The 13235-nt window shown below is 71.4% G+C and carries 10 protein-coding genes; 3 read left to right on the top strand and 7 right to left on the bottom strand.

Features of this window, described 5'->3' with window-relative positions; genetic code table 11:
* Positions 1-230: 230 nt before the first annotated feature.
* The 5 genes from ffh to nsdA all read right to left on the bottom strand — a co-directional run bounded on the left by ffh (position 231) and on the right by nsdA (position 7867).
* Positions 231-1781 (bottom strand): signal recognition particle protein, encoded by a 1551-nt coding sequence (gene ffh, locus CCN72_RS29725; protein ID WP_086811076.1) that lies wholly within the window; start codon positions 1779-1781, stop codon positions 231-233.
* Positions 1782-1878: 97 nt separating this feature from the next.
* Positions 1879-4344, bottom strand: coding sequence for a [protein-PII] uridylyltransferase (locus tag CCN72_RS29730; protein ID WP_086811077.1), 2466 nt, complete (start codon positions 4342-4344; stop codon positions 1879-1881).
* A gap of 58 nt (positions 4345-4402) precedes the next feature.
* A complete protein-coding gene (locus CCN72_RS29735; RefSeq protein WP_085566762.1) occupies positions 4403-4741 on the bottom strand; it encodes a P-II family nitrogen regulator in 339 nt (112 codons plus the stop codon).
* On the bottom strand, positions 4738-6123 hold the full coding sequence (locus tag CCN72_RS29740) for an ammonium transporter (protein WP_086811078.1): 1386 nt from the start codon (positions 6121-6123) through the stop codon (positions 4738-4740). The genes CCN72_RS29735 and CCN72_RS29740 overlap by 4 nt, the downstream gene beginning before the upstream one ends.
* Positions 6124-6391: 268 nt before the next feature.
* A complete protein-coding gene (gene nsdA, locus CCN72_RS29745; RefSeq protein WP_086811080.1) occupies positions 6392-7867 on the bottom strand; it encodes a transcriptional repressor NsdA in 1476 nt (491 codons plus the stop codon).
* Between the two features lie 503 nt (positions 7868-8370).
* Between nsdA and CCN72_RS29750 the strand changes: the two genes are divergently transcribed.
* Positions 8371-9033 carry a bifunctional DNA primase/polymerase gene (locus CCN72_RS29750; protein WP_086811082.1) on the top strand — a complete coding sequence of 221 codons (663 nt, stop codon included), beginning with the start codon at positions 8371-8373 and terminating at the stop codon, positions 9031-9033.
* Between the two features lie 104 nt (positions 9034-9137).
* Here CCN72_RS29750 and ftsY read toward each other — a convergent pair whose 3' ends face one another.
* On the bottom strand, positions 9138-10343 hold the full coding sequence (ftsY, locus tag CCN72_RS29755; RefSeq protein WP_037654582.1) for a signal recognition particle-docking protein FtsY: 1206 nt from the start codon (positions 10341-10343) through the stop codon (positions 9138-9140).
* A 172-nt stretch (positions 10344-10515) separates the two neighbouring features.
* Between ftsY and CCN72_RS29760 the strand changes: the two genes are divergently transcribed.
* Complete coding sequence (locus tag CCN72_RS29760) at positions 10516-12009, top strand: cytosine permease (protein ID WP_244174542.1); 1494 nt, start codon at positions 10516-10518, stop codon at positions 12007-12009.
* A 70-nt stretch (positions 12010-12079) separates the two neighbouring features.
* Here the strand turns inward: CCN72_RS29760 and CCN72_RS29765 are convergent, their stop codons facing one another.
* A complete protein-coding gene (locus CCN72_RS29765) occupies positions 12080-12373 on the bottom strand; it encodes a VOC family protein (protein WP_086811084.1) in 294 nt (97 codons plus the stop codon).
* Between the two features lie 18 nt (positions 12374-12391).
* Here CCN72_RS29765 and CCN72_RS29770 point away from each other — a divergent pair, with 18 nt between their 5' ends.
* Positions 12392-13168, top strand: a complete 777-nt coding sequence (locus CCN72_RS29770; protein WP_086811085.1) for a TetR/AcrR family transcriptional regulator — start codon at positions 12392-12394, stop codon at positions 13166-13168.
* Positions 13169-13235 lie beyond the last annotated feature (67 nt).

Consider the following 13235-nt stretch of genomic DNA (forward strand, 5'->3'; position numbering starts at 1 on the left):
CCCCGAAGCCCTCCCCCACCGGACCGCCGGGGCCCTTCGGGAGTTCCCTCGGCGCGCCACGGCTGCTCCGGGTCCTGGCGCGGGGGCGGCGCGTTGCTCATATAGGGACGTTAAGGCAGATATCGGAACACGGCACATGATGAAGGGCGCCCCCTCGGAGAGGAGGCGCCCTTCACGGTCGTACGACAAGCCGTACAGCCGTCATGTCATACGACCGTGTCGTACGACCGTCAGCCCATGAACTTCTTGAACTCGTCCGGCAGCTCGAACTCCTCGGCGCCCTGCTGGGGCAGCTGGAAGGCGTTGCCGCCCTGGGCCGCGGCCTCGCGGCGCTGGGCGTCCTCCAGCTCCTGCTGCTTGCGCTTCATCGGGTTGCCGGAGCGCTGCTTGCCCTTGGCCTTCTTCTGCTGCTTCTTCTGCCGGCCGGGGCCGCCGCCCATGCCCGGGATCCCCGGCATGCCCGGCATCCCGCCGCCCTGGGCCATCCGGGACATCATCTTGCGGGCCTCGAAGAACCGCTCGACCAGGCCCTTCACCGCGCTGACCTCGACGCCGGAACCCTTGGCGATACGGGCGCGGCGGGAGCCGTTGATGATCGTCGGGTCCTGGCGCTCGCCCGGGGTCATCGACTTGATGATCGCGGCGGTGCGGTCGACGTCGCGCTCGTCGATGTTCTGGATCTGGTCCTTGATCTGCCCCATGCCCGGCAGCATGCCGAGCAGCTTGGAGATCGAGCCCATCTTCCTGACCTGTTCCATCTGGGACAGGAAGTCGTCCAGGGTGAAGTCCTGGCCCTTCTTGGACGCCAGCTTGGAGGCCATCTTGGCGGCCTCTTCCTGGCTGAAGGTCTTCTCCGCCTGCTCGATCAGGGTGAGCAGGTCACCCATGTCGAGGATGCGGGAGGCCATCCGGTCCGGGTGGAACGCGTCGAACTCATCGAGCTTCTCGCCGTTCGACGCGAACATGATCGGCTTGCCGGTGATCTGCCGGATGGACAGCGCGGCACCACCGCGGGCGTCACCGTCGAGCTTGGACAGGACGACACCGTCGAAGCCGACGCCGTCGCGGAACGCCTCGGCCGTGTTGACGGCGTCCTGGCCGATCATCGCGTCGACGACGAAGAGGATCTCGTCCGGGGAGACGGCGTCGCGGATGTCCGCGGCCTGCTGCATCATCTCCTGGTCGATGCCGAGACGGCCGGCGGTGTCCACGATCACGATGTCGTGGACGCGGGTCTTCGCGAACTCGATGGAGTCCTTGGCGACCTTGACCGGGTCGCCGACGCCGTTGCCCGGCTCCGGCGCGTACACGGCGACGCCCGCGCGCTCGGCGACGACGCTGAGCTGGTTGACGGCGTTGGGGCGCTGGAGGTCACAGGCGACGAGCAGCGGGGAGTGGCCCTGCTCCTTGAGCCAGCGGCCGAGCTTGCCCGCGAGGGTGGTCTTACCGGCACCCTGGAGACCCGCGAGCATGATCACGGTGGGCGGCTGCTTGGCGAAGCGCAGGCGCCGGGTCTCGCCACCGAGGATGGTGACGAGCTCGTCATTGACGATCTTCAGGATCTGCTGGGCGGGGTTCAGCGCCTTGGAGACCTCGGCGCCGAGGGCACGTTCCTTGACGTTCTTGATGAACGTACGGACGACCGGAAGGGCCACGTCCGCTTCGAGGAGCGCGATGCGGATCTCGCGTGCCGTGGCGTCGATGTCCGCCTCGGACAACCGGCCCTTGCCGCGGAGGTTTTTGAAAGTCGCGCTGAGGCGGTCGGAGAGGGTATCGAACACGGTGGCGTCGGTCCTCGGGGTCGGAGGGATCTGGGCTGCCCTCCAGGGTATCCGGCCCGGCAGGTCATCAGTCCCCGCCCGTCGCATCCGGTGTCCGTCACTGCGCCCGCAGCGTCTCCTCCAGCACCCTCGCCACCGACCCGGCGTCCTGCTCGGGCAGCGGCTCGCCCGCGCCGGTCGTCACGTAGAAGGCGTCGACGGCGTTGGCGCCCAGGGTCGAGACATGCATGCTGCGGACCCGGACGCCCGCCTTCTCCAGGGCCATGCCGATGCGGTGCAGCAGGCCGGGGGCGTCCTGGGCGCGGACCTCGATCACCGTGGCGTGGTGGGAGGCGGCGGGGGCGACCGTCACCCGGGGCGGCGGGGCGAGCAGGCCGCGGCGCCTCGGATAGGCGGCGTCGCGCTCGGCGAGGCGGCCCCCGATGTCGAGGGAGCCGTCCAGGGCGCGGACCAGGTCGGCGCGCAGCCGGGCGGCCTCGGGCAGCGAGCCGTACTCGGCGGCGACCCGCCAGTCGAGCAGCAGCACCGAGCCGTCCCCGTGCACGTCCTGGGGCAGTCGCAGGGTGCGCAGCTCGGCGGTGCGGACGGTGAGCCGGTGCACGGCGAGGACACCGGCGACGGCGGGCAGCACGGCGCTCTGGTCGGGTACGGCGATGAGCAGCTCGACGCCGAGGGGCTCGGGCGCGCCGGGCGTCTCCTCGGTGGGTACCGGCTCGCTGCGGGCGCGCAGGGCGAGGACCGGGCCGCCGGTGCGGAACGCCTCGATGGCCAGGCGTTCCTGCTCGGCGGTGGGCGCGGTGGGCGCGGGCTCGTCCGGGAGGTCCCCGGCGAGCAGGGCGCCGACGCGGCGGACCAGGTCGGCGACGAGGGAGCCGCGCCAGGAGGACCAGGCGGCGGGGCCGGTGGCGAGGGCGTCGGCCTCGGTGAGGGCGTGCAGGAGTTCCAGGGTGCCCTGGGTGCCGACGGCGTCGGCGACGGAGCGGACGGTGGCGGGGTCGTCCAGGTCACGGCGGGTGGCCGTGTCGATCAGCAGGAGGTGGTGGCGGACCAGCGTCGCCAGGACGGCGGCGTCCTCGGCGTCGAAGCCGATACGGGTGGCGACGTCCTTGGCGATGATCTCGCCGGCCACCGAGTGGTCGCCCGGCCAGCCCTTGCCGATGTCGTGCAGCAGGGCTCCGACCAGGAGGAGGTCGGGGCGGTGCACATGGCGGGTGAGGGCGGCGGCGCGGACGGCGGTCTCGATGAGATGACGGTCGACGGTCCAGATGTGCACGGCGTTGCGCTGGGGGCGGCACCGGACCCGTTCCCAGTCCGGGAGCAGCCTGCTGATCAGTCCCTCGGCCTCCAGCGCCTCCCAGACCTCGACGGTGGGGCGGCCGGAGCCGAGCAGGGTGACCAGTTCCTCGCGGGCCTCGGCGGGCCAGGGCGTGGGCAGCGGGCGGGCGGCCGCGGCCAGGCGTCGTACGGCGTACGGGGAGAGCGGGAGGCCGGCCTGGGCGGCGGCGGCCGCGGCGCGCAGCGGAAGCACGGGGTCGCGTTCGGGGCGTGCGGCGCGGGCGAGCACCACCTCGCCGTCCTGTTCGACCACGCCCTCGGCCAGCGGGGACCGCTCGGCGACCTGCTTGCCGCCGCCCAACATGGCGCGCAGGCGCGGTCGTACGGCGCGCGAGCGCAGCACGCGGCCCACCTCGCGCCAGGTGACGTCCGCGGCGTAGGAGATGACGCCGGCCGCCTCGTAGACCTGCCGGAGCAGGACATCGGCGTCGAGCAGGCCCAGTTCGGCCGCGACCTGGTCCTGTTCCTGGAGGGCGAGCCGGTCGGTGGCGCGGCCGGTGCTCAGATGGAGGGCGTCGCGGACGTCGAGCAGGGTGCGGCGGGCCTCGGCCAGGCCCTCGCGGGGGGCGTCGGCGAGCCAGGAGGCGGCGACGGCGCGCAGTGCGGTGGCGTCGCGCAGTCCGCCGCGGGCCTCCTTGAGGTCGGGTTCCAGGAGGAACCGCAGCTCGCCCTGGCGTTCGGCGCGTTCGTCGCACAGCTCTTTCAGCTCGGGCAGCCGTTTGGGGGCCTGGTTGCGCCAGTCGGCGAGCACGGCGGTGCGCAGTCCCGCGGTCAGGCCGAGGTCGCCCGCGAGGTGCCGGGCGTCCAGCAGGCCGAGCTGGACCTTGAGGTCCTCGCCTGCGGTCCTGCGGGCCTCGGCGAGGGTGCGTACGGAGTGGTCGAGATCGAGGCCGAGGTCCCAGACGGGGTACCAGAGGCGGTCGGCAAGGGCGGCGACCGCGGTGGGGTCGGAGCCGTCGTGCAGCAGCAGGAGGTCCAGGTCGCTGCGCGGGGACAGCTCGCCGCGGCCGTAGCCGCCGACGGCGACGAGGGAGATGCCCGAGATGCCCTGCGGCCGGCCCGCACCGGCGGTGAAGAGTCCGGCGAGCCAGTCGTCGGTCAGTTCGGCCAGGGCGGCGCGGCGCGGCGGCCCGGTCCGCGCCCCCTCGGTGAGGAGGCGCAGCCGGGCCGCCGCGTAGCCGCCGGGTTCGGGGCTCTCGGCCGATGTCCGCTCATCCGTTCCCGTCACCCAGCGACTCCCGTTCCGTTCCGGTGTTCCAGGGCTGATCTCGGTTCCAGGGCTGATCTCAGAGGGCGTCCGGGCCGCGTTCCCCGGTGCGGACGCGTACGGCGGTCTCGACCGGGACCGACCAGACCTTGCCGTCGCCGATCTTGCCGGTGCGGGCGGCCTTGACGATGGCCTCGATCAGTTCCTCGGCGTCGTCGTCCTCGGTGAGGACCTCGATGCGGATCTTGGGGACCAGGTCGACGGTGTACTCCGCGCCGCGGTAGACCTCGGTGTGGCCCCGCTGCCGACCGTAGCCGCTGGCCTCGGTGACCGTCAGTCCATGGACGCCGAAGGACTGAAGGGCCTCCTTGATCTCGTCGAGCCGGTACGGCTTGACGACGGCCGTGATGAGCTTCATGCGTCCACCTTCTTGGTCTGCTTCCCGCTCTTCTTGTCGCCCTGATTCTCCGACTGCTTCCCGGCCGCGCCGGCCGCGGCGGAGAGGGCGGAGCCGAGGACACCGCCGCCGGCGCCGCTGTAGTCGTAGGCGCTCTCGGCGTGCTCGGCGCGGTCGATGCCGGAGACCTCCTCGTCCTGGGTGACGCGCATCCCGATGGTCTTGTCGAGGAGGAAGGCGAGGATCGCGGAGACGATCAGGGAGTAGGCGAGGACACCGCCGACGCCCGCGCACTGCTTCCACAGCTGGGTGAAGGAGTGGTCGCCGTAGAAGACGCCGGTGGCGGTGGACTGGCCCGTCCCGCTGGCGAAGAAGCCGATCAGCAGGGAGCCGATGATGCCGCCGACCATGTGGACGCCGACGACGTCGAGGGAGTCGTCGTAGCCGAAGCGGAACTTCAGTCCGACGGCCGCGGCGCAGGCGACACCGGCGATGGCGCCGACCGCGATCGCGCCGAGCGGGGTGACCGCGCCGCCGGAGGGGGTGATGGCGACGAGGCCGGCGACCGCGCCGGAGGCGGCGCCGAGGGTGGTGCAGGCGCCGTGCCGGATCTTCTCGTAGCCGAGCCAGGCGAGCATGGCGGCGGCGGTGGCGATCTGGGTGTTGACGAACATCAGGGGGCCGACGCCGTCGTCGTTGCCGAGCCAGGAGCCGGCGTTGAAGCCGAACCAGCCGAACCACAGCAGACCGGCGCCGAGCATGACCAGGGGCAGGCTGTGCGGGCGCATCGGGTCCTTCTTGAAGCCGACGCGCTTGCCGATGACGAGGATGACGCCGAGGGCGGCGGCGCCCGCGTTGATGTGGACCGCCGTACCACCGGCGAAGTCGATCACGCCCAGTTCGTAGGCCCAGCCGCCGGTGCCCCAGACCCAGTGGGCGACAGGGAAGTAGACGATGGTGACCCACAGCACGAGGAAGACGGCCCAGGCGCTGAATTTCACCCGGTCGGCGAGGGCGCCGCTGATGAGGGCCGGTGTGATGATCGCGAACATCATCTGGAAGACGGCGAAGACGAAGACCGGAATGGTGTAACCGGGCCACAGGTCCATCTTGCCGATGCCGGTCCAGCCGACGAAGTCGGAGGTCCAGCCGATCAGTGAGCCGTGGTCCGTACCGAAGCTCATCGAGAAGCCGTAGAGCACCCACAAAATGGTGACGATGCCCATGCTGATGAAGCTCATCATCAGCATGTTCAGGGTGCTCTTGACGCGGACCATGCCTCCGTAGAAGAAGGCCAGGCCCGGGGTCATGAGCAGCACCAGGGCGGAAGCAATGAGCATGAAGCCTGTGTTGGCGGACGACAGCTTGGGTGCGTCCGCCGCAAGCATGATGGCTGGGGCCATCGGCGTCTCCTCGTCGATCGGGGCGCCCCGTGCGGGCGGTGCCTCGGCGGTCCGGTGGGGTGGGGGGCCGGTATGCGCCAGAGACTGACGTAGCACCGTTTCCACGGAAGCCACTCGTTGTTTCACCGGGGTGACGAAGACGACCTGTGTGTTACGTGCCCATGAACCGGCCGCGGCGCGGGCCTCTCGATGACCTGGCGTTGGGGGAGCCGAGTCGGGCGGTTCGGGAGGTCCGGCCGCGGCCGGGGTTTTGGGGGTGCGGTCCGGGTCAGACGGCCTCGGACTCGGGGAGGTCGACGGCGAGCTGTTCGGCGAGGTCGATCACGGCGGCGAGCTCGCCGTGGTCGCGCACTGCTGTGCCGACCGTCTTTCGGATACGGGTGTTCACGCGCTCGGAGCGGACCTTCTTGGCCACGGTCATCGCCCGCGAGGCGAACTCGGTGCCGGCCTCGGGCTCGTCCTGGAGCAGATGCACGGTGGCCATGCCGATCAGATTGAGCGCGTACGACCGCTGGTGCTCGCTGTCCTTGGCGAACAGGTCCACCGCGCGGCGCATCAGCGGCTCGGCGAGGGAGGCGTAGGCGGGGCTGCGGCCCGCGCTGTAGGCGAGGTCGCGGAAGGAGTGGGAGTTCTCCGCGTACAGCTCGGCCTCGGAGAAGAAGCGGATCCAGTCGGGGTCCGGCTCGTCCCACTCGTCGGCCTCGGAGAAGGTGTCCTCGGCCATGCGCACCGCGCGCTTGGTGCGGCCGGGCTGGCCCATGTTGGCGTAGGCGCGGGCCTCCATCGCATACAGCATGGACTGGGTGCGCGGTCCCGCGCAGTCGCGGCTGCCGTACTGGGCGAGGTGGATCAGCTCCAGGGCGTCGTCCGGCCGGCCGAGGTGGATCATCTGGCGGCTCATGCTGGAGAGGATGTACGAGCCGAGCGGCCGGTCCCCCGCCTCCTTGGCGGCGTGCAGCGCGAGGACGAAGTACTTCTGCGCGGTGGGCTGGAGCCCGACGTCGTACGACATCCAGCCGGCCAGTTCGGCCAGTTCGGCGGCGACCTTGAAGAGCTTGCGGGTGGTGGCCTCGGGCTGGGGTTCCTGGAGCAGGTCGGTGACCTCGTGCAGCTGGCCGACGACGGCCTTGCGGCGCAGTCCGCCGCCGCACTGGGCGTCCCACTGGCGGAACATCCGGGTGGTGGACTCCAGCAGCTCCAGCTCCGGCTTGGACAGGCGGCCGGGCCTGCGGGAGTCGAAGGCGGACTCGGGGACGGGCGCGGCCGGGGCGCCGGGGGTGGGCACCAGCCAGCGCTGCATGGGCTCGATCAGGGAGGGGCCCGCGGACAGCGCGAGGGAGGTGCCGAGGAAGCCGCGCCGGGCGAGCATCAGGTCGCTGCGGGAGAACTCGCCGAGCTGGGCGACGGTCTGCGGACCGGTCCAGGGCAGGTCGACACCGGAGGCGGCGGTCGACTGGCGGGCGGCGCGCAGGCCCAGGTCCTCGATGGAGACCACGCAGCCGAAGCGCTCGGAGAACAGTTCGGAGAGGATGCGCGGGATCGGTTCGCGCGGATTCTCTCCGTCCAGCCAGCGGCGCACCCGCGAGGTGTCGGTGGAGATGTGGTTGGCGCCCAACTGGCGTGCCCTGCGGTTCACTTGGCGGGCCAGCTCACCCTTGGACCAGCCGCTGCGCACGAACCACGAGCCGAGCAGCTCATTGGGGCGCTTGTCAGCGTTTGTCCCGCTTCCGCCATTGCCGCCCACTGGAACGCCCCCATCCCTGAGACCTCTTGCCGCCTGAGTGCGCCAAGCCCTATCAGAATGCCGGTAAATACGGTCCGGCGTCCCCCGGTTCTCAGCCTTCGAACGCGATACCGAGCCGTTCTCGGGCCCCTTTCGGGTTACCGCCGAGTCGCCTTCGGGTTGCCCCCGGCATACCCGGGAGTGCATGTGCCCCGAGGATTCCGCACACTCACAGTAACCCCGTGATCACCGGCTCAGCCACGCGGATCAGAGAAACGCCACCATTCGCCACCCCTTCGAATGAACTCCCGTTCCGTCGCACGCGATTCACTTGACACAGGACGAACGGAGGCGGGCGGAGTGATGCACAAAGGGGCGCGTGGATCCCGACGCGCCACCCGGCATGCTTCAAAGCGCCGCCCCGGTTCCGTCACGACGAGGGCGGTCGGAGCCGTAGCGTTACGTTCCGCTTCCGTCTCGTTCCGTGTCGTAACCACCGGCGCGCTGGACCCGTTGGAGGGGGCATGGGCTTCACGATCGGCGGCATTCGCGAGATCCGCTCCGGCACGCGTCGGCGCGGCCGGTCCGCGGAGTGCACCGCCGTCGCCGAGTTCACCGGGCTGTGGGGCTGGGACGTGGTGCCGGGCGCGCGGGCCGCGGCGGGCGCCTGCTCCTGCGGGTTCGAGGACTGTCCGGAGCCGGGCGCGCATCCGCTCGACTTCGCGCCCGAGGTGCCGGCCGGGGCCACGCTGGACGATGTGGCCAAGGCGTGGGCGGAGTGCCCGGGTGCCTCGGTGCTGCTGCCGGTGGGCCGCGCCTTCGACATCGTGGAGGTCTCCGAACCGGCCGGCCGGCGGGCCCTGGTCCGGCTGGAGCGGATGGGTCTGCCGCTGGGTCCGGTGGCCGTGACCCCCGAGGGCCGGGCCCATTTCTTCGTGGCCCCGGGCGCCGCGGCCGAGCTGCCCCGGCTGCTGTACCGCATGGGCTGGGACGACCCGCGCGCCCTTGATCTGCGCGGCCTCGGGTCCGGTACGTACATCACCGCGCCGCCCTGCGACCGGGGCGGCCGGGGTCCGGTGCGCTGGCTGCGCCCGCCCGCCCTCGATTCCGCGACCCGCCCCCCGGCGGCCCGGCTGCTGCTGGGGACGCTGGCGTATGTGGCGCACCGGTCGCGGTGGCGGTCGTAGGGGCGTCCCCTCCGGGGCAGGCGGCCGGAGAAAGCGAAGTGCCCGTCCTCAACTGCACCTTGAGGGCGGGCACTTCTTCATGTCAGGTGATGATCCGGCGACGATCAGTCTCCGATCAGCGCGTCCACGAACGCCTCCGGCTCGAACGGCGCCAGGTCGTCCGCGCCCTCGCCGAGCCCGATCAGCTTGACCGGGACGCCCAGCTCGCGCTGGACGGCGACCACGATGCCGCCCTTGGCGGTGCCGTCCAGCTTGGTCAGCACGATGCCGGTGATGTCCACGACCTCGGCGAACACCCGGGCCTGCACCAGGCCGTTCTGCCCGGTGGTGGCGTCCAGGACCAGCAGCACCTCGTCCAGCGGCGCGTGCTTCTCGACCACGCGCTTGACCTTGCCCAGCTCGTCCATGAGACCGGTCTTGGTGTGCAGCCGTCCCGCGGTGTCGATGAGGACGACGTCGACCCCCATCTCCTTGCCCTCCTTCACCGAGTCGAAGGCCACGGAGGCGGGGTCGCCGCCCTCGGGACCGCGCACGGTGTAGGCGCCGACCCGCTCGCCCCAGGTCTGGAGCTGGTCGGCGGCGGCGGCACGGAAGGTGTCGGCGGCGCCGAGCACCACGGTGCGGCCGTCGGCGACCAGGACGCGGGCGAGCTTGCCGGTGGTGGTGGTCTTGCCGGTGCCGTTGACGCCGACGACCATCACGATGCCCGGCTTGCGGTCGGCGGGCTCGGTCTTCACGGTGCGGTCGACATCGGTGCCGACCAGCTTGAGCAGCTCCTCGCGCAGCAGGCCGCGCAGCTCCTCGGGGGTGCGGGTGCCGAGCACCTTGACGCGCTCGCGCAGGCTGTCGACCAGTTCCTGGGTGGGCTGCACACCGACGTCGGCGGTGAGCAGGGTGTCCTCGATCTCCTCCCAGGTGTCGTCGTCCAGGTGCTCGCGCGAGAGCAGCGTGAGCAGGCCCTTGCCGAGGGCGTTCTGGGAGCGGGACAGACGGGTGCGGAGCCGGACCAGCCGGCCCGCGGTGGGCTCCGGGATCTCGATCTCCGGAGCCTCGACGGTGGGGACGGGAGGCTCTTCGACGGCGACCGGCGGGCCGCCCGGGAGATCCACCTCCTCGATCGTCCGGCGCGGTTCGTCGCGCGGCGTCTCGGCCTCTTCGCCGACGTGCGGCTCGGCCGGGGGCGCGGTGATGTCGGGCGCCTTCGGGGGCGGCGGGGGCAGCGACTTCCGGCGTCGGGTGCCCACGATCAGCCCGCCGAGCGCGCCGAGCACGACCACGGCGATGACTACAGCAAGGATGATGGTTTCCATAACGCCCCCCAGTATCGGCCATGGGTTCCGCCGGGAGGGGGCTTGTGCCTTCCTCCGAGAGACAAACGCCACGTTTGGCGAGGAGTCGGAGCAAAGTACGATGGTCCGGGCTGCGTTGACGCGCGTAGAGTCCGACCGTCCCCTTCCCCCCACCTCTAGGGCACCCTTCCCCATGAGCAAAACCGTCGAGACCGAAGGCGCTCTCGAGACCCGTGGCATCGAGCAGGTCCCGGACCACGAGCGGACCGGCCGGACCCGTGAGCTGTTCCCGACCTGGGTCGGCGCCAACATCAGCGTGCTGCTGCTGACGATGGGCGCGAGCCTCGTCGTGGCGTACCACCTGAACATCTGGCAGGCGCTGGTCGTCGCGGTGGCGGCGCCCGTCGTGTCGTACGGCCTCGTCGGCCTGATCGGCATCGCGGGCAAGCGGGGCGGGGCGCCGGGCATGGCGCTGTCCCGCGCGGTGTTCGGGCAGCGGGGCAACCTGCTGCCGGGTTCGCTGATCTGGGTGGCCCGCTGGGGCTGGGAGACGATCAACGCGGTGACCGGCGCCTACGCCATGCTCTCCATCCTGGACATCGTGTTCGGCATCAAGGCGAACAGCGTCCTGGACATGGTGACGCTGCTGGTGTTCGTGGTGGCGACCTTCGCGATCTCCGGGCTCGGCATCAACGCCGTGCAGAAGTGCAACAAGTACGCCACCTACTTCTTCGGCGCCTTCTCGGTGCTGGTCCTCGTCTACCTGGCGGTGAAGACGGACTGGTCGAAGGTGATGGACCACAGCGCCGGTTCCACGGCCGCGGTGATCACCGGCATCGGCATGATCGCGGCCGGTGGCGTCAGCTGGATCCCGACGGCCCCGGACTTCACCCGCTATCTGCCGCGCACGGCCTCCTCGAAGGCGATCGTGGGTACGGCGGTCGGCGGCGCCGGTGTGGTCGTGCTGCCGATGGTCCTGATGGGCGCGGTGATGGCGGTCGCCACCCCGGACCTGGCCTCGGCCGCCGACCCGGTGTCCTTCCTGGGCAAGATCCTGCCGACGTGGATCGCGGTGCCGTACCTGCTCATCGCGCTGGTCGGCATGCTGCTGATCAACTCGATGTCGATGTACTCGGCGGGCTTCACCGCGCAGACCCTCGGCTTCAAGGTGCCGCGGCACTGGGCGGTGTCGGTCAACGCGGTGATCTCGCTGGTGTTCGGCGGGGTGCTGATGCTGGTGGCGACGAGCTTCATGGGCTCCTTCATCGCCTTCCTGTCCCTGCTCGCGGTCGCGTTCTCGGCGTGGGTCGGCGTGTTCGGCGCGGACATGTTCCGCCGCACGGAGTACGACGGCCGGGCCATGGCCGACACCACGCGCACCAGCGCCTACTGGTACAAGGGCGGCTTCTCCCCCGCCGCCGTGGCCGCGTGGGCGATCGGCCTGGTCTCGGGCCTGCTGTTCACCACCTCGGACTGGTTCACCGGCCCGCTGGCCAAGAACAACGTCATCGGCGAGTACGGCCTCGGCTGGGTCGCGACGATCGTGATCTCCGGCGTGCTGTACATGGTCCTGCCGAAGCCGGGGATCGAGGCCCCGGCCTCGGACACCGAGGAGGCCGCGCGGGCCGACGGGGCGGGCGAGTCCGTCTCCGGGCCTACGGGTGAGCAGGCGACGGCCGCGGTCTGATCGTCCGACGCCGCGACACACGCCAGAACCCCCTCCAGCGCCTCGCGCCGGAGGGGGTTCTGGCGTTGCGTCACGCGTGTTCGGGGGTGACCCAGGCGACGAGCTGGATGACGACGCCGTTGGGGTCGGTGATCTGGAAGAGGCGTTCGTCCCAGGGCTCCTCGCGCAGCGGCATGGTGACGGGCGCGCCCTCGCTCTTCAGCCGCTCGTACTCGGCGTCCAGATCGTCCACGGTGAACGCGATGATCACGCCTGCGGCGGGCTGGTCCCGGACGCCTTCCGGCAGGACCTCGGTGCCGCGCCGCAGCAGGATCACATCGGGTGTGTCCTCGCGAACCAGCGAGGCGAAGCCGTCGGCGGCCATGGCCTCGCGGAAGCCCAGATGCCGGGCCGGGAGCGCAAGGAACACGGGGGCGCGTGCGACCCGGCGCACATCCTGGAACTGCTGTGGCGCGAGCCCGGAGCCGAGGGGGCGCGGCGCGGCCCCCGGCAGGGTCTGTCGGTCGACGCCGTCGTCGGGGTCGCCGTCGAACTCGCCGACTCCGCCGGGCTTGAGGCCCTGACCATGCGCGGCATCGCCGGGCGGCTGGGGGTCACCCCGATGACGCTCTACACCTATGTGCCGGGCAAGGCGGAGCTGCTCGACCTCATGCTGGACTCCGTGTATCTGTCGATGCCGCGCGGCGCCAGGGCGGACGCTCCATGGCGCAGCAGGGTCGAGGCCGTGGCGCGGGAGAACCGGGACCTGTACGCCCGCCACCCCTGGGTGGCGACCCTGTCCACGGCGCGGCCACCACTGGGACCCGGCCTCATGACCAAGTACGAGCACGAACTGGCCGCGTTCGAGGGCTCGGGCCTCGGTGACGTGGAGAGGGGCGCGGCCCTCACCCTCCTCCTCGGCTTCGTCCACTGCGTCGCCCGCGCGGCCCTCGACACCCAGGCGGCCGTCCGGGACAGCGCGCTGTCCGACCAGCAGTGGTGGGCCGCGCACGAACCCCTCCTGGCCAAGGTCTTCGATCCGGCCCGCTTCCCCCTCGCCGCACGTATCGGCCGCGCCGCGGGAGAGGCGCACCAGGGAATGTACGACCCCGAGCACGCCTTCACCTTCGGACTGCGGCGCATCCTGGACGGCCTCGCCCGTCTCGGCGAACCTGGCTGAACAGGACGAAAAGCCCTCGCCCCCGGTCCGGGCAGTGGCCGGGCCGGGGGGCGAGGGCTTTTCGTCC

This window comes from Streptomyces murinus (assembly GCF_002154555.1).
In the GTDB taxonomy this organism is placed as follows: Bacteria; Actinomycetota; Actinomycetes; order Streptomycetales; family Streptomycetaceae; genus Streptomyces; species Streptomyces murinus.